The organism is Amycolatopsis sp. TRM77291, from assembly GCF_054166285.1.
This window is the reverse complement of sequence record NZ_JBSZHF010000001.1, coordinates 2,662,115-2,683,900: the sequence shown is the minus strand read 5'-3', so window position 1 is coordinate 2,683,900 and position 21,786 is coordinate 2,662,115. Positions and strand designations below refer to the sequence as shown.

Annotated in this window: 22 protein-coding genes; 13 read left to right on the top strand and 9 right to left on the bottom strand. The window is 70.3% G+C overall.

Going from position 1 to position 21,786, the window contains the following annotated elements; all coding sequences use genetic code 11:
- Positions 1-9 precede the first annotated feature (9 nt).
- Positions 10-846, top strand: coding sequence for a helix-turn-helix transcriptional regulator (locus tag ACXIZN_RS12635; protein ID WP_457954520.1), 837 nt, complete (start codon positions 10-12; stop codon positions 844-846).
- Here ACXIZN_RS12635 and ACXIZN_RS12630 read toward each other — a convergent pair.
- Entirely contained in the window at positions 796-2,028 is a 1,233-nt protein-coding gene (locus tag ACXIZN_RS12630; protein ID WP_457954518.1) for a PucR family transcriptional regulator, read from the bottom strand. The genes ACXIZN_RS12635 and ACXIZN_RS12630 overlap by 51 nt on opposite strands.
- Positions 2,029-2,138: 110 nt before the next feature.
- Between ACXIZN_RS12630 and ACXIZN_RS12625 the strand changes: the two genes are divergently transcribed.
- Entirely contained in the window at positions 2,139-3,005 is an 867-nt protein-coding gene (locus tag ACXIZN_RS12625) for an SGNH/GDSL hydrolase family protein (protein WP_457954516.1), read from the top strand.
- A gap of 116 nt (positions 3,006-3,121) precedes the next feature.
- Here ACXIZN_RS12625 and ACXIZN_RS12620 read toward each other — a convergent pair whose 3' ends face one another.
- Positions 3,122-4,303 carry a S8 family peptidase gene (locus ACXIZN_RS12620; RefSeq protein ID WP_457954514.1) on the bottom strand — a complete coding sequence of 394 codons (1,182 nt, stop codon included), beginning with the start codon at positions 4,301-4,303 and terminating at the stop codon, positions 3,122-3,124.
- 261 nt (positions 4,304-4,564) lie between these two features.
- Between ACXIZN_RS12620 and ACXIZN_RS12615 the strand changes: the two genes are divergently transcribed.
- Positions 4,565-5,368 (top strand): pentapeptide repeat-containing protein, encoded by an 804-nt coding sequence (locus ACXIZN_RS12615; protein ID WP_457954512.1) that lies wholly within the window; start codon positions 4,565-4,567, stop codon positions 5,366-5,368.
- A gap of 5 nt (positions 5,369-5,373) precedes the next feature.
- Here ACXIZN_RS12615 and ACXIZN_RS12610 read toward each other — a convergent pair whose 3' ends face one another.
- Positions 5,374-6,012 carry an SDR family NAD(P)-dependent oxidoreductase gene (locus ACXIZN_RS12610; RefSeq protein WP_457954511.1) on the bottom strand — a complete coding sequence of 213 codons (639 nt, stop codon included), beginning with the start codon at positions 6,010-6,012 and terminating at the stop codon, positions 5,374-5,376.
- A gap of 117 nt (positions 6,013-6,129) precedes the next feature.
- On the opposite strand from ACXIZN_RS12610, the gene ACXIZN_RS12605 reads away from it, so the two are divergent.
- Positions 6,130-7,083 (top strand): helix-turn-helix transcriptional regulator, encoded by a 954-nt coding sequence (locus ACXIZN_RS12605; protein ID WP_457954510.1) that lies wholly within the window; start codon positions 6,130-6,132, stop codon positions 7,081-7,083.
- On the opposite strand, the gene ACXIZN_RS12600 is transcribed toward ACXIZN_RS12605, so the two are convergent.
- Complete coding sequence (locus ACXIZN_RS12600; RefSeq protein WP_457954508.1) at positions 7,062-8,000, bottom strand: AraC family transcriptional regulator; 939 nt, start codon at positions 7,998-8,000, stop codon at positions 7,062-7,064. The genes ACXIZN_RS12605 and ACXIZN_RS12600 overlap by 22 nt on opposite strands.
- Positions 8,001-8,082: 82 nt before the next feature.
- On the opposite strand from ACXIZN_RS12600, the gene ACXIZN_RS12595 reads away from it, so the two are divergent.
- Positions 8,083-8,910 carry an NmrA family transcriptional regulator gene (locus ACXIZN_RS12595; protein WP_457954506.1) on the top strand — a complete coding sequence of 276 codons (828 nt, stop codon included), beginning with the start codon at positions 8,083-8,085 and terminating at the stop codon, positions 8,908-8,910.
- 32 nt (positions 8,911-8,942) lie between these two features.
- Positions 8,943-9,434, top strand: a complete 492-nt coding sequence (locus tag ACXIZN_RS12590) for an anthrone oxygenase family protein (RefSeq protein ID WP_457954505.1) — start codon at positions 8,943-8,945, stop codon at positions 9,432-9,434.
- A 6-nt stretch (positions 9,435-9,440) separates the two neighbouring features.
- Here ACXIZN_RS12590 and ACXIZN_RS12585 read toward each other — a convergent pair whose 3' ends face one another.
- From ACXIZN_RS12585 to ACXIZN_RS12575, 3 genes are all read right to left on the bottom strand, one after another.
- Positions 9,441-10,214 (bottom strand): alpha/beta fold hydrolase, encoded by a 774-nt coding sequence (locus tag ACXIZN_RS12585; RefSeq protein WP_457954503.1) that lies wholly within the window; start codon positions 10,212-10,214, stop codon positions 9,441-9,443.
- 73 nt (positions 10,215-10,287) lie between these two features.
- On the bottom strand, positions 10,288-11,514 hold the full coding sequence (locus ACXIZN_RS12580; RefSeq protein ID WP_457954502.1) for an RNA polymerase sigma factor: 1,227 nt from the start codon (positions 11,512-11,514) through the stop codon (positions 10,288-10,290).
- On the bottom strand, positions 11,511-12,644 hold the full coding sequence (locus ACXIZN_RS12575) for a glycosyltransferase (RefSeq protein WP_457954500.1): 1,134 nt from the start codon (positions 12,642-12,644) through the stop codon (positions 11,511-11,513). Before ACXIZN_RS12575 ends, ACXIZN_RS12580 begins: the two co-directional genes overlap by 4 nt.
- Positions 12,645-12,718: 74 nt before the next feature.
- Here ACXIZN_RS12575 and ACXIZN_RS12570 point away from each other — a divergent pair, with 74 nt between their 5' ends.
- From ACXIZN_RS12570 to ACXIZN_RS12550, 5 genes are read left to right on the top strand one after another with little or no spacing between them, the layout of a single operon-like run.
- Positions 12,719-13,744, top strand: coding sequence for a hypothetical protein (locus tag ACXIZN_RS12570; RefSeq protein WP_457954499.1), 1,026 nt, complete (start codon positions 12,719-12,721; stop codon positions 13,742-13,744).
- A 12-nt stretch (positions 13,745-13,756) separates the two neighbouring features.
- A complete protein-coding gene (locus ACXIZN_RS12565) occupies positions 13,757-14,044 on the top strand; it encodes a hypothetical protein (RefSeq protein ID WP_457954498.1) in 288 nt (95 codons plus the stop codon).
- Positions 14,041-15,441, top strand: coding sequence for a hypothetical protein (locus ACXIZN_RS12560; RefSeq protein WP_457954497.1), 1,401 nt, complete (start codon positions 14,041-14,043; stop codon positions 15,439-15,441). The genes ACXIZN_RS12565 and ACXIZN_RS12560 overlap by 4 nt, the downstream gene beginning before the upstream one ends.
- Entirely contained in the window at positions 15,425-15,973 is a 549-nt protein-coding gene (locus ACXIZN_RS12555) for a hypothetical protein (protein WP_457954496.1), read from the top strand. Before ACXIZN_RS12560 ends, ACXIZN_RS12555 begins: the two co-directional genes overlap by 17 nt.
- A 5-nt stretch (positions 15,974-15,978) precedes the next feature.
- Positions 15,979-16,209, top strand: a complete 231-nt coding sequence (locus ACXIZN_RS12550) for a hypothetical protein (RefSeq protein WP_457954494.1) — start codon at positions 15,979-15,981, stop codon at positions 16,207-16,209.
- A gap of 232 nt (positions 16,210-16,441) precedes the next feature.
- On the opposite strand, the gene ACXIZN_RS12545 is transcribed toward ACXIZN_RS12550, so the two are convergent.
- Positions 16,442-17,236: a TetR/AcrR family transcriptional regulator gene (locus ACXIZN_RS12545; protein WP_457954492.1), complete on the bottom strand. Its 795-nt coding sequence runs from the start codon at positions 17,234-17,236 to the stop codon at positions 16,442-16,444.
- A gap of 68 nt (positions 17,237-17,304) precedes the next feature.
- On the opposite strand from ACXIZN_RS12545, the gene ACXIZN_RS12540 reads away from it, so the two are divergent.
- Positions 17,305-20,022, top strand: a complete 2,718-nt coding sequence (locus ACXIZN_RS12540) for a DEAD/DEAH box helicase (RefSeq protein ID WP_457954490.1) — start codon at positions 17,305-17,307, stop codon at positions 20,020-20,022.
- Positions 20,019-21,179, top strand: a complete 1,161-nt coding sequence (locus ACXIZN_RS12535; protein ID WP_457954488.1) for an SWIM zinc finger family protein — start codon at positions 20,019-20,021, stop codon at positions 21,177-21,179. The genes ACXIZN_RS12540 and ACXIZN_RS12535 overlap by 4 nt, the downstream gene beginning before the upstream one ends.
- On the opposite strand, the gene ACXIZN_RS12530 is transcribed toward ACXIZN_RS12535, so the two are convergent.
- Entirely contained in the window at positions 21,116-21,763 is a 648-nt protein-coding gene (locus ACXIZN_RS12530) for a DUF4865 family protein (protein ID WP_457954486.1), read from the bottom strand. The two genes, ACXIZN_RS12535 and ACXIZN_RS12530, sit on opposite strands and share 64 nt — an antisense overlap.
- Between the last annotated feature and the right edge of the window lie 23 nt (positions 21,764-21,786).

Below are 21,786 nucleotides of genomic sequence, written 5' to 3'. Positions count from 1 at the left end.
ACTGGAGTGGTGGACAGACGACAACTCGCGGACTTCCTGCGCACCAGGCGCGAGCGGATCACTCCCGCGGACGTCGGCCTCCCGGCCGGGCACCGCCGCCGCACCCCCGGGCTGCGGCGTGAGGAAGTGGCGCAGCTGGCGTTCATCTCGACCGAGTACTACACCCGGCTGGAACAGGCCCGTGGCCCGCGGCCCTCTCGTGAAGTGCTCGCCGGGCTGACCAGGGCCCTCCGGTTGTCCGATGTGGAACGCGATCACCTGCACCACCTCGCCGGTGCGCCGCCGGGACCACCACCCGGCCCGTCCCGAGAGGTCCGGCCGAGCATTCTCGCGCTGCTGCACCGGCTTCCGCAGGCGGCGGCGATCGTGCTCTCGGCGACCTACGACGTACTCGCCTGGAACGACCTCGCCGCCGCGTTGATGGAGGACTTCTCCGCCCTGCCACCACGGGACCGCAACCTGGTGCGCCGTGCCTTCCTCGGGAAGCGGCTTTACGGGGCGTCCGATGTGGACGAGTTCTCCGCGAGCGCGGTCCGCAATCTCCGGGCCGCCGCGGGCCGCTATCCCGACGATCCCGAGGTCGCCGGGCTGATCCGGGAACTACTCGACGGCAGCGAGGAATTCGCCCGGCTGTGGGCCGCGCACGACGTGTGCGCCTCGCCCGCCCCGTGCAAGACCTTCCGGCATCCGGTGGTCGGCCCGGTCAGCGTGAACTGCGACGTCCTCGACATCACCGACCGCGACCAGCAGGTCGTGATCTACACCGCCGACCCCGGAACGCCGTCGGAGGACGCGTTACGCCTGCTGTCCGTCATCGGGACGCAGCGGATGGACGCCCCGCTCTGACCGTTTTGTAGGTTCCCTCGATACCAGCGGATCGATTCTCAGTGCGATCGCCAGCGCGAACCGACCGGCGGGATCGTCGATCGTGCCGCCGAAGAGCGTCCGCAGCTGCCGGATCCGGTAGCGGACGGTCTGGACGTGGACGTGCAGTTCGACACCGATCGCCTGCGGCTGGTCCGGCCGCGCGAGCCACGCCGCGAGGGTCGTGGTGAGCCGTTGCCTCGCCGGTTCCGGCAGACCGGCCAACGGCGCGAGGACGTCCTTCGCGAACTCGGTGGCGAGTTCGGGATCGGCGGTCAGCAGCAGATCGATGCGGTGGTCGACGGTGTGGACCAGCGGACTGTCGCCGAGCGCGCCGGTGCGGGTCAACCGCCACAACGCGCTCGCCCGGTGCGCGCTGAGCGCGGCCGAGCGAAGCGGCACGACCGGGCCGACCCCGGCCTGGTCGTCCCCGAGCAGGTCCCGCAAGCGGCCGAGGTACCACTCGAGCCGGTCGGCGGGCATGACCACCGCGGTCAGGTCGTGGTGACGGCCGATCAGCACCCGGCCCGGCATCCGGCCGAGCAGCTGCGGCGCGGCATCGGCGCTGGTGACGGCGATGACGAGCCGGCCGGGCAGTACCCACGCGGCCTGGTTCGCCGCGTCGTCGAGCTGGTCGCGGCCGGCGGCCGGTTCGGCGAGCAGGAGACCGAGGAGCCGGTCTCGCCGTGCCTGCCCGGCCCGCGCCGCTTGCGACCGTGCTTCGGCGTATCCGTCGGCGGCCGCCGCGGAGAGTTCCGCGATGAAGGCGAACAGCGCTTCACCGAGTTCGACGATCGCCTTGGTCGGCAGGTCCACCGCCGGCGCCGCCGAAGTGAGCTGCCGCCAGACACCCAGCGCCGCCGATTGGTAGAAGCCGAGCATCTCCTCAAGGCTGCGGCCGGCGGTGTGCTGGGCTCGCCCCTGCGCCCGGTAGACCTCCCGGTCGGTGGTGATGCCGGGATGACCGATCTCGCTGAAGAAGGCGTGCAGGGCGACGTCGAGGGTGGCCTGGAGGTTCGCGGCCGTCCGGCCGTCCAGCGGGGTCCGCAGGCCGGCGCGGACCTGGTCCATCGCGGCGGACGCGATCGCGTCGGTGTCCGGCTCCAGCCGTGTCAGCACCGACGCGTCCAGCCTGCGCCAGGGCTGCGGCGACGCCTTCGTCATAGAGGGAACCTACAAAACCCCGATCAAGAACGCGCGCCTCCGTTCTAGTGGTTCTCTCCGGCTCGGCGGACGCTTACCGCGGCATTCGACGACGCATGCAGGAGGCGGCAGTGACACGCTGGGGAAGACTCGCCCGGATCGCCGCGGTGGCGGGCACCGCACTGACCCTCGTCGGACTCGGGACACCGGCCCTCGCCACGGCGGAACGGCAGGTGTATGTCGCGATGGGCGACTCGTTCTCGGCAGGCTCGGTGGTCCTGCCGCAGTCCGATCTGCTCACGTGCGCCCGGTCGGCGATCAACTACGCCGGACTGCTCGCGAAGCAGCTCGACGTCGACGAACTGCGCGACGTCACCTGCGGTGCCGCCACCACTACGCACTTCAGCAACCCGCAGAAGGGCATCGTCTCCGGCACCAACCCGCCGCAGTACGACGCGCTCTCGGCCGACACGACACTGGTGACCGTCGGGATCGGCGGTAACGACGTCGGCCTGGTCGGGCTCGCGACGTCGTGCGTGAACCTGCTGCCGGTGGGCGCCTCGTGCAAGGCGGCCAACACCGCCGGCGGGGTGGACAAGTACGCCACCAGGATCGACGCCTTCGCCGCGACCTACGGCACGGTCATCGAGCAGATCCGCCGGCGCGCCCCGCAGGCGGAGATCGTGATGGTGGGCTACCCGACCGGGATCAAGCCGGGTGGGTGCTGGCCGCTCGTCCCGGTGCTGCCGCAGGACGCCGACTACATCCAGGCCAACATCGACCGGCTCAACGCGCGGATGGCCGAGCAGTCCGCCACGCACGGCGCGAAGTACGTCGACATCCGCACGCCGAGCATCGGTCACGACGCCTGCCAGCCGATCGGCGTCAAGTGGATCGAGGGACTGATCCCTTCGGTGGTGAACAACAGCTTCGCCCCGCTGCACCCGAACGCGGCCGGGCTCGCCGCCGTGGTGCCGAGCATCCGGAAAGTGCTGTAGCGCAACACCTCGCGGGTGTTCGTGCGCTGGCTGCGAGTCCGTGAAGGCCTCCTTGCCTACCTTGAGGGTAGGGAAGGAGGCCTTCACGTACTTCAGGCGGTCAGGTCACGAGGTGATCAGGCGGTCGGCGCCCAGTACAGGAGCCGGTTCGGGGAACCGGAGCCAGGGTTGGTCACCTTGCCGGGCGTCGCCGCGTTGATCAGCGCGGTGGCCACCTGCGCGGGTGTGGCGCTCTTGTTGTTCTGCAGGAACCGGGCCGCGACGCCGACCACGTGCGGGGTCGCCATCGAGGTGCCGCTGATGGTCCTCGTCGCGGTGTCGTTGGTGTTCCACGCCGAGGTGATGTTCGTGCCCGGGGCGAAGATGTCCACGACGCTGCCGTAGTTGGAGAAGCTGGAGCGCGCGTCGGTCTCGGTGGCCGAGCCGACGGTGATCGCCTGGGTCACGCGGGCGGGGGAGAAGCCCGAGGCGTTCGAGTTGGAATTCCCGGCGGCCACGCCGTAGGTGACGCCCGCGGCGATCGACCGGCGGACGGCGTCGTCGAGCGTGCTGGATGCGCCGCCGCCGAGGCTCATGTTGGCCGCGGCCGGTTTGACGTGGTTCTTGGTGACCCAGTCGATACCGGCGATGACCCCGGCGGTGGTGCCGCTGCCGGAGTTGTTGAGCACGCGGACGCCGTAGACCGTCGCGCCCTTGGCGATGCCGTACTGCGATCCGGCGATGGTGCCGGCGACGTGGGTGCCGTGGCCGTTGCCGTCCTGGGCGACGGCGTCGTTGTCGACGAAGTCGTAGCCGTTGCGGGCGCGGCCGCCGAAGGTCTGGTGGCTGATCCGCAAGCCCGTGTCGATGACGTAGACGTTCACGCCCGCGCCGGTGCTGGTGTAGCTGTACTTCTTGTCCAGCGGCAGGTTGCGCTGGTCGACGCGGTCGAGTCCCCAGGACGGCGGGTTGGTCTGGGTCGCGTCCGCGCGGACCACCTGGTTCTGCTCGACGGACGCCACCGACGGGTCGGCGGCGAGCCGCTTGGCCTGCCGCTCCGACAGCGTCGCGGAGAAGCCCTTGAGCGAGCTGCTGTAGACCTGCTCGATCTTCGCGCCGAAGCGGTTCGCCAGCGCGCCCACGACGCCGGTGTCCTTCAGCGTGACGATGTAGCTGTTCGGGATCGCTTCGGCGGATCCGGCGGCGAGGATCCGTCCTTCGGCGGCTTGGGCGGGAGCGGCGGTCACGCTGATCGCCACCGCGACCGCGCTCACCATTCCGGCACGCGACAGCCAACGCGCTTGTCTCGTCTCTCGCATGTGTTCGTCCTGTCGTTCGCAGGGGACCGGCCGGTCAGGACCACAGCGGCGGAAAGCGGTCCGGCACGACCGCATGGGACGGCACCTGCCGGATCCCACGAAAATCGAGGCTATTGAGCGGCCGGGACGTCCGATATCGACTGAACGGGGCAGCACCCGACCTTCGTCTGGCGGCCATTGGCGGCGGGTGCCCTGCACGGAAAGTGCTCTCCGTACCCTGTGGCTGGAACACCTCGCCGATCATCTGGAGCCCGAACCACCGTGCCAGCCCTTTCCAGCCTGCGAGCCGACTGCGAGAACTGCTTCGGCCTGTGCTGTGTCGTCCCGGCCTTCGCGGCGTCGGCCGATTTCGCGATCACTAAACCGGCCGGTCAGGCGTGCCCGAACCTGCGCGAGGATTCCCGGTGCGGCATCCACGACAAGCTCCGCAAGAAGGGCTTCACCGGCTGCACGGTCTATGACTGCTTCGGCGCGGGCCAGAAGGTCTCCCAGGTCACCTTCGACGGCGAGGACTGGCGGAAGACGCCGAAGACGGCGAAGTCGATGTTCGCGGTCTTCCCGGTCATGCGGGATCTGCAGGAACTGCTCTACTACCTCACCGAGGCCGTGTCACTGCCGACCTCCGCCCCGATCCGCGACGATCTCGCCGAGATGATCGACCGGACCGAGCGGATGACGCTGGACACGCCCGGTGTGCTGAGGAAGCTGGACGTCCCCACGCATCGGGCCGCGGTGAACGGGCTGCTGGTGCGTGCCAGCGAACTCGCCCGCGCCGAGGTGCCGGGCAAGAAGAAGGACCGGCGCGGCGCGGACCTCATCGGCGCGAAGCTCAAGGGGGCGAACCTGCGCGGCGCGCTGCTGCGCGGTGCCTTGCTGATCGGGGCGGACCTGCGGGCAGCCGATCTCCGGCAGGCCGACGTCACCGGGGCGGACCTCCGGGACGCCGACGTCCGCGGCACGGACTTCCGCGACGCGCTCTTCCTCATCCAGTCGCAACTGGACGCGGCGAAGGGCGACGCGACGACGAAGCTGCCGGAGTCGCTCGCCCACCCGGCGCACTGGTAGCCGTTCTATCCTTTGTGGACGATCTCCTGCTGCCAGGCGTCCCGTGGCTGGATGTGCAGCCGCCAATAGTGCTCGGCGATGTCGTCGGGGTCGAACGCGGTCCCTTTCGCGACCGGGCCGGCGACGGTCACCGTGGCGACGTGCACTCCCGAAGGGCCGAACTGTGTGTCCAGCAGTGAAACCAGCGTCCGCACACCGGCCTTGCCGAGTGAGAGGCTCGTGTACGCGGGCACGGCTTCGGGCATCCCGCCGGTGACGATGATGGTGCCCGAACCGCGTTCGGCCATCCCCGGCGCGACGTGGGCCGCGGTGGTGATGGCTCCGACGACGTTGACCGACCACGCCGCGAGATGCCGTTCGACGGAAAGCTCTCCGGGGGCGTCGGCCTGGATGATCGCCGCGTTGTAGACCACGACGTCGGGTTCGCCGTGCTCGCGCGCGGCAGTGTCGAGAGCGGATCTAAGGGACTTTTCGTCGGTGACGTCGGCGGTGAGTGCCAGCACGGTCCCGAGCTCGGCGGCCAGCGGCTCCAGCGTCGCAGCGCTGCGGGTCACCACGGTGATCGGCAGTCCTTCCCGGGCGAACCGGTGCGCGACCGAGCGGCCGATACCCGGTCCCGCACCGATGATCACTGCGCCTGCCATGGGCTTCTCCTTCCGGGTGGGGTGTGCGGTGACCGTAGGGCCTGACATCGATGTGAAGGTCAAGCCCGGGCGGCAAAGTGTTCACCGGGTGAGCGGTTTTCCTGCGAGACTGGGCGCATGCGTGCCGATCGCCTGGTGGCCACCCTCCTGCTGATGCAGGCTCGTGGCCGCGTCACGGCTGCCGAACTGGCCGGGGAACTCGAGATCTCGGTCGCCACCGCCCGGCGCGACCTGGAGGCGTTGTCCGCCGCGGGTGTGCCGGTGTACCCGCAGCCCGGTCGCGGCGGTGGATGGTCGCTGGTCGGCGGCGCGCGGACCGACCTCAGTGGACTGTCGGCGTCGGAGGCCCAGGCGCTGTTCCTGCTCGCGGGCCCGGCCGCGTCGATCTCGCCCGAGGTCAAATCCGCGCTGCGGAAGCTGGTCCGGGCCCTGCCCGACACCTTCCGCGCCGACGCGCAGGCCGCCGCGGACGCGGTCGTCATCGACCCGTCGCGCTGGGGCGAGCGCGAGAAGGAACGGCCCGAGCTGCTCGACGTGCTGCAGTCCGGGATCGTCCGGCGCCGCAAGGTCCGCTTCGGCTACGCGAAAAAGGGTGCGGAACCGGTGGAGCGGGTCGTGGATCCGTGGGGACTCGTGGACAAGGACGACATCTGGTACCTCATCGCGGGCACCGAGAAGGGCCAGCGCACCTTCCGGGTCGACCGCATGTCCGACGCCGAGGTCAGCGACCTGCCGGCCGGTCGCCCGGACGACTTCGAGCTGGCGAGGGCGTGGGAGCAGGTGGTGGACCGCGTCGAGGAACGCCGCTCGGGGCTGGACGCGACCGTGCTCATCTCACAACGGCATCTGCCGATCCTCCAGGACCACTTCGGACGCCAGTCCACTGTGGAGGAGACGCTCGACGACGGTCGCGTGCGGGTGACGGTGTCGGCGCCGGTGGCGTGGATGATCGCCCAGCAGCTCGCGGGCTGGGGCTCGATGATCGAAGTACTGGGGCCGCCGTCGGTCCAGGCGGAACTCGCGCGGATCGGCGCGGAACTGGTCGAGCGTTACGCGACGCCGGCGCGGTAACCCTGCGGGCTGACGCCGTGTTCGCGTTTGAACGCGGTGCTGAGCGCGAACGAGCTGCCGTAGCCGACCTGGCGGGCGACCGCGCCGATCGTGACGTCGGGATGCTGGCGCAGGAGATCCGCGGCGAGCGCGATCCGCCAGCTCGCGAGGTACGCCATCGGCGGTTCGCCCACCGCGGCGGTGAACCGGCGGGCGAACGCGGCGCGGGAGACTCCGGTGTCGGCCGCGAGACTCGCCACGGTCCACGGTTCGGACGGCTTGTGCTGCAACAGTTTCAGTGCCCGTCCGACGACCGGGTCGCTGTGCGCGCGATACCAGGCGGGAGCTTCGGCGCCGGGCCGGTCGAACCAGGTCCGCAGCGCGGCGACCAGGAGCAGATCGAGCACCCGGTCCAAGACGGCTTCCTGGCCGGGCGTGTCCTTGACGATCTCCCCGGCCAGCAGCGCCACGAGCGGGTTGTCCCACTCGTCGTCCCGCACGACCAGCAGTGACGGCAGCGCGTTGAGGAGCCGTTTGCTGATCTCACCTTCCAGGGGATAGGTGCCGGTGAGCAGGACGACGGGGCCGTCCGGATCACTGCCCCAGGTGCGGACGCCGAGATCGGACAGCTCGGTGAGGTGCCGGCCGTCCGGGGTCAGGCATTCCTGTCCCGGCAGGATCATCGCCTGCGGAGGCGTGGCCGGGTCGTCCGCGACGAGGTACGGGTCCGGGCCGCGCGCGATGGCGATGTCGCCGGTGCCGAGGCGGACCGCGTCCCCGTGCTCGGGCACGACCCAGGACTCCCCGCGGACCTGCGCCATCACCGTCAGCGGTGCCTCGTCCTCGATCCGCAGCGACCACGGCGGGGTCATGACCGACTTCAGCAGGAACGCGCCACGGGCGCGGGGTCCGTCGAGCAGACCGGCGAGGGGATCCATACCGACCAAGTGTAGACGATGAAACATGGAAAAGAGCCTTTGAGCTATGTTCCGTCTCATTCGGAGACGCTTGACTAGGGGCATGACAGAGACGAAGAACAACGAGACGGTCCTGGTCCTCGGCGCTACCGGCAAGACGGGGAGCCGCGTGGCGCAACGCCTGACCGAACGGGGCATCGAGGTCCGCAAGGCGTCGCGTCCCGGGTTCGACTGGAACGACCGGTCGACCTGGACGGCGGCGGTCACCGGGATCAGCGCGGCTTACCTGACCTACTACCCCGATCTCGCCTTCCCCGGTGCGGCCGAAGCGATCCGCGACTTCTCGAAGCTGGCCGTCGAACATGGCGTCCGGCGTCTGGTCCTGCTGTCCGGCCGCGGCGAGGAGGAGGCCGTGGTCAGCGAACAGGGGATGCGGGACTCCGGTGCCGAGTGGACGGTCGTGCGGGCCAGCTGGTTCGCGCAGAACTTCAGCGAGCACTTCCTGCTGGAACCGGTGCTCGCCGGGCAGATCGTGCTGCCGGCCGGGCAGGTGACCGAGCCGTTCATCGACGTCGAGGACATCGTCGACGTCGTGGTGACCGCGCTGACCACCGACGGGCACGACGGCGAGGTGTACGAGCTGACCGGGCCCCGGTTGCTGGGTTTCGCGGACGCGGCGGCGGAAATCGGCAAGGCTTCGGGGCGGGAGATCCAGTACGTTCCGGTTTCCCCGGCGGAGTTCGCCGCGGGAGCGGCCGAACAGGGTGTGCCGGAGGAAGAGATCGAGGGCCTGACCGACCTGTTCACCCGGGTCCTCGACGGCCGGAACGAATCCCTAACCGGTGACGTCGAGAAGGTGCTGGGCAGGCCCGCGAGGGACTTCTCCGAGTACGCCGCGAAGGCCGCGGCCACCGGGGTCTGGAATCAGTGAAACGAACGGGAATCGGAAGGGAGGCGACAGGAATGGCGACGCTGAGCGAGATCGTCCTGATCGCGGCCGTCATCACGGCGGGGTTGATCGCGGGTTTGTTCTACGCCTACACCTGCTCGGTCATGCCGGGACTGGGCCGGGCCGACGCCCGGACCTATGTGACCGGGATGCGGGAGATCAACATCGCCATCCTCAACGGCTGGTTCGCGATCGGCTTCGGCGGCGCGCCGTTGCTCGCCGCGGCGGCCGCGGCGCTGCACTTCCGGTCGGAGCTGCGGTCCGCTCTGCCGTGGATCATCGCGGGGTTCGTCCTGCTGCTGGTGATGCTGATCGTGACGATGGCGGTCAACGTGCCGTTGAACAACGCGCTCGAAGCCGGTTTCGCCGGTGACGACACCGACTTCGAGGCGCTGCGGGCGAAGTTCGAGGGTGTTTGGGAACGGTGGAACCTGATCCGGACCTTGGCCGCGATCGGCGGCTTCGGCGCTCTGGTGGGCGGGCTGATCGCGCACGTCCGCGCCTGACCGGGGTCAGGTGCGGAGAATCTCCAGCAGCTGCGGTGCGAACGCGGCGGCCTCGGCGGCGAAACCTCCGTGGTCTCCGGGGAAGTAGGCAGGCTCCACCCCGAGGCGGCCGGCGGCGAGCACCGCGGCCTCGTGGGCGGGCTGGCCTGCCGACTCCTTGCCGGCTCCGATGACGATCCGGGTCCCCGACGCCTTCAGGGCCGCGTAGTCCGGGGTGTAGTTCCCGATCATCGTCATCAGGTGCACGACGAAGAACTCCATGTTCTTCCGCATCTCCGGTGGGAGAGCACCCTCGCCCGCCTCGAAACCGGCCTCCGCCATGAACTTCGCCATCGCCGCCTCGATGCCGTGCTCGCGGTGGATGCGCAGTAGCTCGTCGGGATCAACGTCGGGCTGCTCGTCCAGCAGGCTCGTCAGCGGCGGTTCGTGCGCGAAGAGCGTCCGCACCCGACCGGGATGGCGGACGACGAGCTCGAAAGCCTGCATGCAACCACCGCTGGACGCGAAGATCACCGCGGGTTCGGGGCTCACGCTGTCGAGCAGGCGGAGCGCGTCGTCGGCGTGGACCTCGATCCGCTGCTCCTCGCCGGGATCGTCGAGGGTGCTGCGGGAGATCCCGCGCGGGTCGTAGGTGATCACCGTGTAGTGCTCCGCGAGCAGGCCCGCGATCGGCGCGAACATACCGGAATCGGCCGCACCACCGGGGATGCACAGCAGCGCCGGACCACTGCCGGTGACGGTGTGGTGCAGCCGGGCGCCGGGAACGTCGAGAACGGCCATCGGATGACCCCTTCCTCTGTCGGGACTTGTCACCCGACCGACGAACGGCGACACCGGAGACAGACACCCGGCGTCAGGAGATTTCGGCGAGTTTTCCCGACAGGTAGGCGCGCTCGACGTCGGTACCGGCGAGTGCCAGCGCCTCGCGGTAGGCGCCGGCGGCTTCCTCGATGCGGCCGAGGCGCCGCAGCAGGTCCGCACGGGTCGCGGGTAGCAGGTGGTAGCCCGGAAGACTGCCGGCGAGCTTGTCGACCAGCACGAGCCCGGCGTCGGGGCCTTCGGCCATGGCGACGGCGACCGCGCGGTTCAGCTCGACGACCGGCGAGGGCACGAAACGCAGCAGCTCCCCGTAGAGGGCGGCGATCTGGGCCCAGTCGGTCTCGGCCGCGTGGGCCGCGGTCGCGTGGCAGGCGGCGATGGCGGCCTGGATCTGGTACTGCCCGGGGACGCCGCGGCGGAGCGCGGACTCCAGCAGTTCGGTGCCTTCGGTGATCTCGGCGGTGTTCCAGCGGCCGCGGTCCTGGTCTTCGAGCGAGACGAGGGTGCCTTCGTCGTCGACGCGCGTGGAACGGCGGGCGTCGTGCAGGAGCAGCAAGGCCAGCAGTCCGAGGACCTCCGGTTCGCCGGGCATCAGGTCCGCGAGGATCCGGGCGAGCCGGATGGCTTCCGCGGACAGGTCGGGCCGGAGCAGATCGGTGCCGGCGCTGGCCGAGTAGCCCTCGTTGAACAGCAGGTACAGCATGCCCAGTACCGCGGCCGTGCGTTCGGGCAGCAGCTCCGCCGGTGGCACCCGGTACGGGATGCCCGCGGTGCGGATCTTCCGTTTCACCCGGACCAGCCGCTGAGACATCGTCGCCTCGGAGACGAGGAACGCGCGGGCGATCTCGGCGGTGGTGAGCCCGGCCAAGGTCCGCAGCGCGAGCGCGACCTGGCCTTCCAGTGACAGTGCGGGGTGGCAGCAGGTGAAGATCAGCCGGAGCCTGTCGTCGTGGACACCGCTCTCGTCCTGATCCGGTTCGGCGGGGACGTCCAGCGCGGCCGCTTCCCGCAGTTTCGCCGCGCCGACCGCCTCTCGCCGGATCCGGTCGGTGGCCCGGTTGCGGGCCGCCGTGGTCAGCCAGGCGCCGGGTTTGGCCGGGACGCCGTCGCGGGGCCAGGTCCGCAACGCGAGCGCGAACGCCTCCTGGACGCATTCCTCGGCCAGGTCCCAGTCGCCGGTGATCCGGATCAGGGTGGCGATCACCTGTCCCGACTCCTCGCGGAACGCCCGGGTGATCGCGGCGTCGAGTTCGGTCGTCACCGGAGCAGACCCTCCAGGAGCGGCACGACCTTCTCCGGCGGCGGGTACGCGGTGACTTCGTCGCGCAACCGCGCGGCCGCCTCCCGGTAGGACGGTTCCCTCAGCACCGTGGTCACGGCGTCGCGGATGTCTTCCGGCGTGGCTTCGAGGACGTCGAGGACGGTGCCGAGCCCGAGTTCGGTGACCCGGTCGCCGTTGTGGGGCTGGTCGGCGCCCATCGGGAGCAGCACCATCGGCAGCCCGTGGGCGATCGCGCCCAGAAGGCTGCCCGAACCGCCGTGGGTGAGGGCCGCGTCGCAGTACGGGAGGACGTCGTCCTGCGGCAGGTATCTCGTGAGTTGGATGTGCTCCGGTTGCGGGCCGAACTCGGCGGGGTCGATGAGATTCCCGACGGTCACCACACAGGTCGCGTCGACGTCCTTCAGCCCGGCCAGCGCCCGGGCGAACAGGTCACCGGATTCGGTGTTGAAGATCGTGCCGAGGGTGAAATAGACCGTCTTGCGGCCCTCGACGTACCAGTACGGCACCGGCCCACGGCCGGGAACGGGATCGTGGAACAGCTGCGAGGTCGGCGGCAGCGGGAACCGTGGATCGCGGAAGCTCGCGGGGAACGGTGAGAGCACGAGATGGCGGTAGGCCATTTCGAGATCCCGCTGCGGGGCAAGCCCGTGGGCGGCGCGGACCTCGTTGAGCGCGTCGTCGACGAGTCCGGGCCGGATGAGGACGCCCGCCGCCATGACCAGGACGGTCGCGTGGGGGAGACCGAGCTTCTCGGCCGCGATCATCGCGCCGTGATCGGCTTCGTCGCAGACCAGCAGATCCGGTGTCCAGTCCTCGCAGAGCGCCAAGACGTCGTTCGCGCGCAAGGGTGCGGTGCGACGGACGAACCCATCACGGAGGTCGGCGTCCTCGCGGTCCCTGTCGACGGGCAGCAACGGCCGACGGCGGCCGTCACTGCCGAGATTGGGCCCTGACGGGAACGCGGTGAATCCCGTCGCTTCGACGATCGGGACCATGAACGGCTCGCCGGTGAACACGATCCGGTGGCCCGCGTCGGCGAGCGCGTGGGCGAGGGGGAGCAGCGGCCGGAAGTGACCGTTGCCGCCGGCGAAGGTGAACAGGACACGCATGCGATCGACCCTATCGGCGGTCTTACCGGCGTTGCCTCGCTTTTCGCGCGGGCGGGCAGCGCTACCCTGCTGCGGTGATCGATACGGACGCCGACGAGGTCCGGCTGTGCGCGCTGGAAGGCTGCGAGAATCCCTTGCCCCCGCCCGCGGTGGACGCCGACGGGAAACGCAAGGGCGGCAGGCCCTCGGCCTACTGCAGCAAGACCCACGCCGACGCCGCGTCGCGCGCCCGGCGGGCGGCCGCCGTGGCGAGCGTGGCCGATCCGCTGCTGGAGGTCCGCCGGATCGCCGACGAGTTCACCCCGGCCGCGGCGTCGCTGGTGGAATTGCTGGACGCCATGCGTTCGCGATTCGACAACGCCGCCGAAGCCGCGCTGGGACGGGTCACCGAAGCCGAAACCGACGCGGCCGCGGCCCGGCGCGAAGCCGAAGACGCGCAGCAGGCCGCGGCCAAAGCCGACACCGCCCGCGCGACCGCGCTGGCCGCGTCCCGCGACGACAAGATGGCCAAGGCCAAAGCGGAACGCACCGCCGAGCAGGCACTGAAGGACGCGGAGGAGACCCGCCAGCGTTCGTGGGCCGAAGTCGCCGCCCACGAACGGGCCCGGGGCGCCGCGGAAGCCGCCACCGTGGCGGCCGAACGCGCGCGCGACGCGCTGGTCGCCGACCTCCGGACGCTGCGCGAGGACTTCGCCGCCGTCCGGGAGGAGAAGACCCGGCTGGCGGCGGAGCTGGGCGAGCGCGACACGGCACTAGCCCGTGCGGTCGCCGAGCTCGAAGCACTGCTGGACCGGCTCGACGAAGCGAAGGCCAGGGCGACTGTGTCCGAAAAGGACTGTGCCGCCGCGCGGGAGGAATCGGCCGGGCTCCGGGGCGAGCTCGACCGCGTCCGCGCGTCACTTGCGGAAGAACACACGGCCAGGAGCCTCGCCGAAGCCCGGGCGGCGGCGCTGGCCGAAGAACTGGAGCGGGCGCAGGCCCGCGCCGTCGCGGATCAGGCGCGGTACGACGACGTCGTCCGGCAGCTGGCCGAGCTCGCCCGCCCTCCGGTCGTCGAAGAATCGCCCAAATCGCCTGTGGAGGCCCCCGAGCTCAAGTAGAGTCCAGCGGCTGTGAGCGGGTACGAGGTCGAGATCGGTCAGCTGCGGAACGCGGCCAAGGCGGCGGGATCCGCCGCGGACCAGGCCAGGGCCGTGGAACCGGGCAATGGCCTGGACGCGATAGCGACAGCGCTGCCCGGCGGTGAGGCCGCGAAGAACGCGCCCACGCTGGCGTCGACGTTCACCGAACGCGCGAAGGGGTGGGCCGGCGAGATCAACGGCTGGAGCGACTCGATCACGAAGGCCGCGAACACCTACTCCGAAAACGAGAACTCCGCGAAGGAGGCTTTCGGAGGATGACGATCGGTTACGACGACGTCCGCAAATGGGACGCCGAGGCGCTCGACACGACGGCCACCAACCTGGCTGGGCGGCGGGACAAGCTCATCGGGTTGCAGGACGAACTCGACGACGCCCGGAAACTGCCCGACTGGCGCGGCCCGGCCGGCGAGAGCGCCCGTGGTTCGCTGGGCGACACGCGGAACAAGGCCGAGGTGCTGGTCGCGGAACTGTCCGCCGTCGAAACCGCCCTGCAGAACGCGTCGGACGAGGTGACCACCCTCAAGAGCAGGGTCGCCAACAACGACTCCCTCGCCCACACCTACCAGTTCCGCATCGCCGCGGACGGGGCGCTCGTGGACGACAAGCCTGCCGACCCGCCCCCGAAATCGCGGTTCGAGGCCGAAGAGTACGCCGAGTCCCGGCGGCACCGCGAAACCATCAGGAAGCAGCTGGAGCAGGAAACCAAGGCGATCCTCACGGCGGCGAACAACATCGACGTCGCCCTCGCCCGCGTGATGCAACTCGCGCAGGACGGCAAGGTCAGCGACGACGGAGCGACCACCCTCGCGGAAGCGAAGAAGAGCGGGGAGATCGACGCCAAGGTGATCGAGATGGAGCAGTCCCTGCGCGAAGCGGGGCTGCTGACCGGGCCACCCGCGTCCGGGCACTACCGGCAGTGGCTCGAGAACGCCGTACGCCGGGGCGTATCGATCGACACCATCAAGAAGATCGCCGACGAACACGACATCACGCCCGAGGACTTCAAGGTCCTCGACGGCATGGAAGAGATCCGCGAGGACGAAGACGGCGACGGGACCTTCAAGTCGTACTTCCTGATGCCGACCGACATCAGCGGGGACGACGCCGCCAAGGCCGTCCGGATGACCTACATCATGAACGCGGGCACCGACTACGGAACCGAAGGCGAGAAGACCGACTTCGCGCCGACGCCGTACGGATCCGAGGAGCTGCGGCGGATCACCGAGCGGCAGCGGGAGAACTCCTGGAGCTACGACGACGACGTCGGCTTCGTGCACGGCAACGGCGGGCGGCTGGTGACCACCCCGAACGGCATGATGATGGGCCTCGGCGGGAACCTCATCCAGGACCAGTTCAGCCAGCAGGGCGGAACCGCCTGGGGCGACACGTTCATGCTGAACATCGACGACGCGAAGGATCCGGCGCAGCAACTGCGGGAGGTCGTCAAGTCGGGGCACGCCTGGTACGAGGACGACAAAGGCGCGTCCCAGGGTTCGCTCGACCTGGACAGGTTGCTGCACCACGAGGAGCGCCATTCCCAGCAATGGGCGCGCGAAGGTTATGCCGGCTTCCTCGCCTCCTACGCGTGGGAGCAGGTCACCGGCGGCAACGAAACCGAGGAAGACGCGGGACTCACTGATGGCGGATACCACTAGGGCGTCGCGCGTCGCCTGCGCCGCCGTGCTCGTGCTGGCGGTGACCGCGGCGTGCGACACCAAGGCGCAGTTCGCGCCGTCGCTGCCACCGGAGGCCGGGTTCCGCGTGGACGACGGCGTCCTGAAACTGTGGACCGGCACTCCGTGCGAGGGCGTCACAGGCCTGCGGCTGACGTTCGACTCCGGCACCCAGGCGAGCACCGAGCAGGTGTGGGCCGCGCCCCAGCCGGGGGTGCGGGTCGAGCGCCTTGACCTGCTCGGGGTGTCCTTTCCGGACACCGAGAGCCCGCTCCAGGTGCAGACACCGCTGCCCGCGGCTTACGACTGGACCAAGGCGAGTTCGATCAATGTCGCCGTCGACGGCCCGAAAGCGAATGGCGCCAAGGCCGACGTCGCCCAGGTGCTGCGGGAGTCGGCCCAGCATCCGGCCGGGACCTACCTGTTCGGCCGGAGCGGCTGGCTCGACGCGGCGGGCGTCGAGCGGGAGAACCGGAAGTCGTTCTTGACCGTCTGCACGCCCGACCCGGAGTGACCGATATGGAGAGCACATCGCGGACGGTGTTACGACGCGTCGTGCTCGGCGCGTTCGTCTGCGTCGCCGCGGTGATCGTGCTGCTCGTCGCCCGCGTGGTGCTCAGCGCGACCGGCTTGTCCTTCGATCCGCACGGCTACGGGATGTTCGGGGGAATCCTGTTCACGGCGGTCCTGACGCCGGTCGCGCTGGCGCTGTGGCTGGTCTACCGCGTGCTGCGACGACGCGGGAAGTGACGGCTGTACCCGCGAGGGTCCACAAGGGACACTCTCGTGCGGTGAAATGCCTGTCTTCCCGGGGTCGCCGCTGGGGGCATACGTGTCGCGAAAGCCACTTTCGGGACATCAGGCGTCGCGAAAGTGGCTTTCGCGTCGTGAGTGGTGCCGGTGGTCGGTGGGTGAAGGCTCCGTTCACCGCATTAGACGCGGCGAAGGGAGCTTTCACCCCGCCACCGACCGCCGGCATCGCTCACGACGGCAGCTCGATCCCCGAGGCACCGGAGTCGCCGTTCACCAGCTGCTCGACCCCGTCCAGGATCCGCGCCAGGCCGAACCGGAAGGTGTGCAGCGGCGCGCTCGCCGCACCGTGCGTCTCCCCGGCGGCCTGCCCTATGCGCGCCGCGAGCGGGAACAGGCCGGCGTCGGCTTCGGGGATCTCCGCGAGCACGGGCGCGCTGGCCGTCCACCACTCCATGTCCGTCATCCCGGACCGCCGAACGAGACTGGCCGATTCGACCGAGCCGCGTGCGATGCCCTGGACGAATCCGTTGACCATCGCCACGACGGCGTCCATCTCCAGGTCGGTGAGGCCGATCGCGTCGACGGCCTTCAGCTCGCGTTCGTGTTTGGCGAAGGTGTGCGGGCCGAGGGGGAGGCGGCCGGTGGTGAGCTGGAGCATCCACGGATGCCGGTGGTACATCTCCCACGCGTCCTCGGCGAGGATCGTCATCGTGACCCGCCAGTCGTGACTCTCCGGCGGATCGGTCAGTTCGCCGTGGACCCGGTCGATCATCAGGTCGAGCAGTTCGGCTCGGCCGGGGATGTAGGTGTAGATCGTCATGGGGGAGACACCGAGCTTCTCCGCGCCCCGGCGCACCGACAGCGCGGTGATGCCCTCGGTGTCGGCCAGCTCGATCGAGGCGGTGACGATCTCCTCGACGGTGAGCTTCGGCTTGGGGCCGCGACGGGGCTTGTCGCGTACGCCCCAGAGCAGTTCGATGGTCCGCCGTGGATCGCCCGTGCCGGTGTGGTCCGCGTCAGTCATCACGTTCTCTCTACGGTGTACAGAGTTGTGTTATCCTGAACTGTACACCGTACAGAGATTGGGGTTGAGTGGCGTCTCACGACGGTTTCGGCAGTGTCGTTTTCGAACCGAAGAATCCCCCTCGGACCAGCGGATTCGTCTTCTGGAACGCGGACGGGAACACGCCGGGCGCCGGGGAGGTGACAGTCGCCCTGCCCGAGATCGTCACGGTGCCGTGCGTACGGCTCCCGATGGTCGAAGCGCTTCCCGCGCTGCTACGGCTTCGTGAGAGCGACGATCCCTCCGCGCGGTTCTGGAGCACCGCGGCCACGGCCGCGTTGAAGCTCGCTGAGGCGGGCAGGCTGTTGCCTGGTCTCACGGAGTCCGATGTGGACGCTTGGCGCGCGGGCCCGCTGGAACCCGCCGACGCCGCTTGGCTGCGCGAGTTGTCCGAGGCGATGCCTGCCAGGGCGAGGGCGATCCCGGACGAGGGAAACCTGCTCCCCGCGCGGTATCCGTTGCTGCGCGCGTTCCTCGATGCGGTGGCCGACACCCTTCCCCGCACGCCCGCGGCCGCGCAGGCGGCGGGCGTCAAGGCCTTCGCCGCCGCGCCCGCGCATCGTGTCCCGCAGTTACGGGACTGGGCGGCCGAGGTCGCTGCAGGGCTGGACTCCGGGGTCCGGGTCTCGGTGCGGATCGAGGCACCGGGCGACGACTTCACGAGCGGTCGGTTCAGCGGGGTCGTCCAGGTGCACAGTCTCGCCGACCCCGGCGTCCTGATCGACGCCGCCGCGCTCTGGGCGGGCGACGACCGGTTCGGCCCGCGAGCGCGGATCGACGTCATGCTGGCTCTGCGCCGCGCGGCGCACCTGTGGCCACCGCTGGAACCCCTCCTCAGCGCCGCGGTGCCCGACGAGGTCGGGCTCGGTGACGCCGACATCACCGAACTGCTCACCACCGCCGCGCCCCTGCTGGCCACGGCGGGCATCGACGTGCACTGGCCCGCCGACCTCGTCCGTGACCTGAGCGCGAAGGCCGTCGTCGGCGGCGGTGACGCGCCGCCCGCCGACCTCCCGTCGTTCTTCGCCGGCGGCACGCTGCTGCAGTTCGACTGGCAGCTGGCGCTCGGTGGCGCACCGCTCACCGCGGCCGAGATGGACGCGCTGGCCGAGGCGCACCGCCCTGTCGTTCGGTTGCGTGATCAGTGGGTGCTCGTCGACCCGGCGCTGGCGGCGAAGGCGCGGGATCGCGCGCTGAAGCCGCTCACGCCGATCGACGCCCTCGGCGCCGCCTTGAGCGGGACGGCCGAGGTCGACGGTGAACGCGTCGACGTCCTCACCGACGGCTGGCTCGCCGCGCTGCGGGAACGGCTTCTCGCCCCACCGGAACCGCAGGCACCGCCGCCCGGGCTGGCCGCGACCTTGCGCGACTATCAGATGCGGGGCCTGCAGTGGCTCACCGCCATGACCTCGATCGGGCTCGGCGGCTGCCTCGCCGACGACATGGGTCTCGGCAAGACGATCACGCTGATCTCGCTGCATCTACATCGTGCGGACGGGCCCACGCTGGTCGTCTGCCCGGCCTCGCTGCTGGGGAACTGGGAACGCGAGATCACCAAGTTCGCCCCCGGCGTCCCGGTGCGCCGGTTCCACGGCACCGAACGCTCGCTCCACGAACTCGGCGGCGGCTTCGTGCTCACGACGTACGGCACCCTGCGCGCCGACCCGGAACCGCTGGGCGCGGTGAACTGGGGACTGCTGGTCGCCGACGAGGCGCAGCACGTCAAGAACCACCGCTCCGGCACGGCGAAGGCGTTGCGGACGCTGACGTCGTCGGCGCGGGTGGCGCTGACGGGCACCCCGGTGGAGAACAACCTCGCCGAGCTGTGGGCGATCCTGGACTGGACGACACCGGGACTGCTCGGGACCATGGCCGACTTCCGCCGGGTGTGGGCGAAACCGGTCGAGTCCGGTAAAGATCCGGAGGCCGCGGAGAGCCTGTCCCGGCTGGTCCGCCCGTTCCTGTTGCGGCGCCGCAAATCCGATCCGGGGATCGCGCCGGAGCTACCGCCCAAGACCGAGACCGACCGGCCGGTGACCCTCACCGCTGAGCAGGCGGCCCTGTACGAGGCGACGGTGCGCGAGCTGATGGCCGAGATCGCCGGCAGCGAGGGCATCGCGCGCCGCGGCCGGATCGTCAAGCTGCTCACCGGGCTCAAACAGATCTGCAACCATCCCGCGCAGTACCTCAAGGAGCCGTCGGAAGCGGTACTGGACGGCCGTTCGGGCAAACTCGAACTGCTCGACGAACTCCTGGGCACCATCCTCGCCGAGGACGGAGCGGTGCTGGTGTTCACCCAGTACGTCGCCATGGCGCGGCTGCTGGAACGCCATCTCGCGCAGCGCGGCATCGGCACGCAGCTGTTGCACGGCGGCACCCCGGTACCCAAACGCGAGGAGCTCGTGCGCCGGTTCCAGGCCGGTGAGGTGCCGGTGTTCCTGTTGTCGCTCAAGGCGGCGGGGACCGGGCTCAACCTGACCCGTGCCGATCACGTCGTGCACTACGACCGCTGGTGGAACCCCGCGGTGGAAGACCAGGCGACCGACCGCGCGTACCGGATCGGGCAGACCAGGCCGGTGCAGGTGCACCGGCTCATCGCCGAGGGCACGGTCGAGGACCGGATCGCGGCGATGCTGCGGGAGAAACGCGCGCTCGCCGACGCGGTGCTCGCCGGCGGCGAGGCCGCGCTGACCGAACTGACCGACGCCGAGCTGGCCGATCTGGTCGAGCTGAGGAGCCGCCGATGAGCACGTCAGACGACCGCGTCCGCGGTTTCCCCGCCTTCGGCGCCCAAGGTGGGCGTGGCCAGTTCGCCCGCTCGTGGTGGGGCCGCGCGTGGATCAGCGCGATGGAGGACACCGCGCTGGATCTGCGTCAGCTCAAACAGGGCCGCAAGTACGCCGCGGCGGGCCGGGTCGGTCCGATCACGGTCAGCCCGGGGCGGATCGCTGCCGTGGTCGACGACCAGGAGGGCCAGTACCGCACGGAGGTCCGTCTCGCGGAGCTGACCGCCGACGAATGGGACCGGTTCCTCGACCGGGTCGCCTCGCGTGCCGGGCATCTCGCCGCGTTGCTGGACCGGGACATGCCGCACGACCTCGTCGAGGCCGCCGACGACGCCGGGGTGCATCTACTGCCCGGGATCGGTGACCTCGATCCGGACTGCGACTGCCCCGGCTGGGAGCTGCCGTGCCGCCATGCCGCGGCGCTGTCGTTCCAGGCCTCGTGGCTGCTCGACGCGGATCCCTTCGTGTTGCTGCTGATGCGCGGCAAGGGGGAGCGGGAACTGCTCGACGAATTGCAGCGGCGCAACGCCCCGCGATTCGTGCGGACGGGGGACGACGGCATCGACGCCGAGCGCGCGTACGCCGACGAGCCGGGTCCGTTGCCGGATCTCGACGGGTTCGCGCCCACCGGAGGCCCGGCCGTGCCGGGCGCGCCCGATATCCCGGCCGAGACCTTCGCCCTGCTGATCGCCAACGCGAGCCAGACGGCCGGTGCGCTGCTCGCGTCGCAGCCGAAGCTCACCCGTAAGCAGGACGCCGTCCGTCTGGCCGCCACCCGACCGGAGGCCGCCGACAGGCTGCGCCCGGCCGAGAGCGGTGAGGACTTCGACCGCGCGGTGCTCGCGTGGCGGCACGGTGGCCGCACCGGTCTCGACGTCCTGGAGACCACCTGGACCCCGCCGCCGCAGGCGATGGGCCGGGCACGAGCCGCCTTCGCCGAGGTCGTGGACGACCCGGGCGAGGGACTGCACGTCGAACGGAACCACTGCACCGTCCACGGAACCGGCGTGCAGGTGCGGCTGGGCAAGGACGGGCTCTGGTACCCGTACCGGGATCAGTGGCCCGCCGGTCCGCCCGAAGCCGATCCCGGTGCGTTGTTCGCCGCGTTGCTCGGCTGATCCCACTGCCTTCCTCGCCGCAGCTGATCCAGGTGCGGCGAGGACAGGTGGAGGATCTGGTACCGGATCTCGTCCGACTCCGGCGCCTCCCCGGTCCACAGGCTGTAGCGGACGACCTGCCACGTCCGCGGATCGACGGCCAGCGCGCCCGAATGCGCGCCGTCCCGCCGCAGGTGCTCGCGCAATCCGTCGAGAGCCTCGCCGAGGAAGGCGACCGGGTCGGTCTCGTCGGGGATCCGCAAGACGTGCTTTCCCGCCGCGACCGGGGCTGAGCCGAACGCGGGTCCCTCCTCGAACCCGAGCACGGTCCAGTGCTGCACGGCGGGACGCCCGAAGGATTCGACGATGCCGCTGAAGGGGCCGCCGAACAGGAAGGCGTTCATCCCGGCGTCGTCGTGCCACAGGTAGAAGGGCGAGTACTGGTTCAGCGTCGAGCCGTCGACGCCGCGCTCGCGGATCCCGTAGACCTTCAGCCCCAGGCCGCCGAAGTCGTCGAGCAGATGCCCGCGCGTGGCGACGCGCTCGCGGATGACGCCCATGTCGTAGTCGGCGGGGAGGGTGATCTCGTACTGCATCGCATGCATGCCGTACATACTAGTAGGTACAG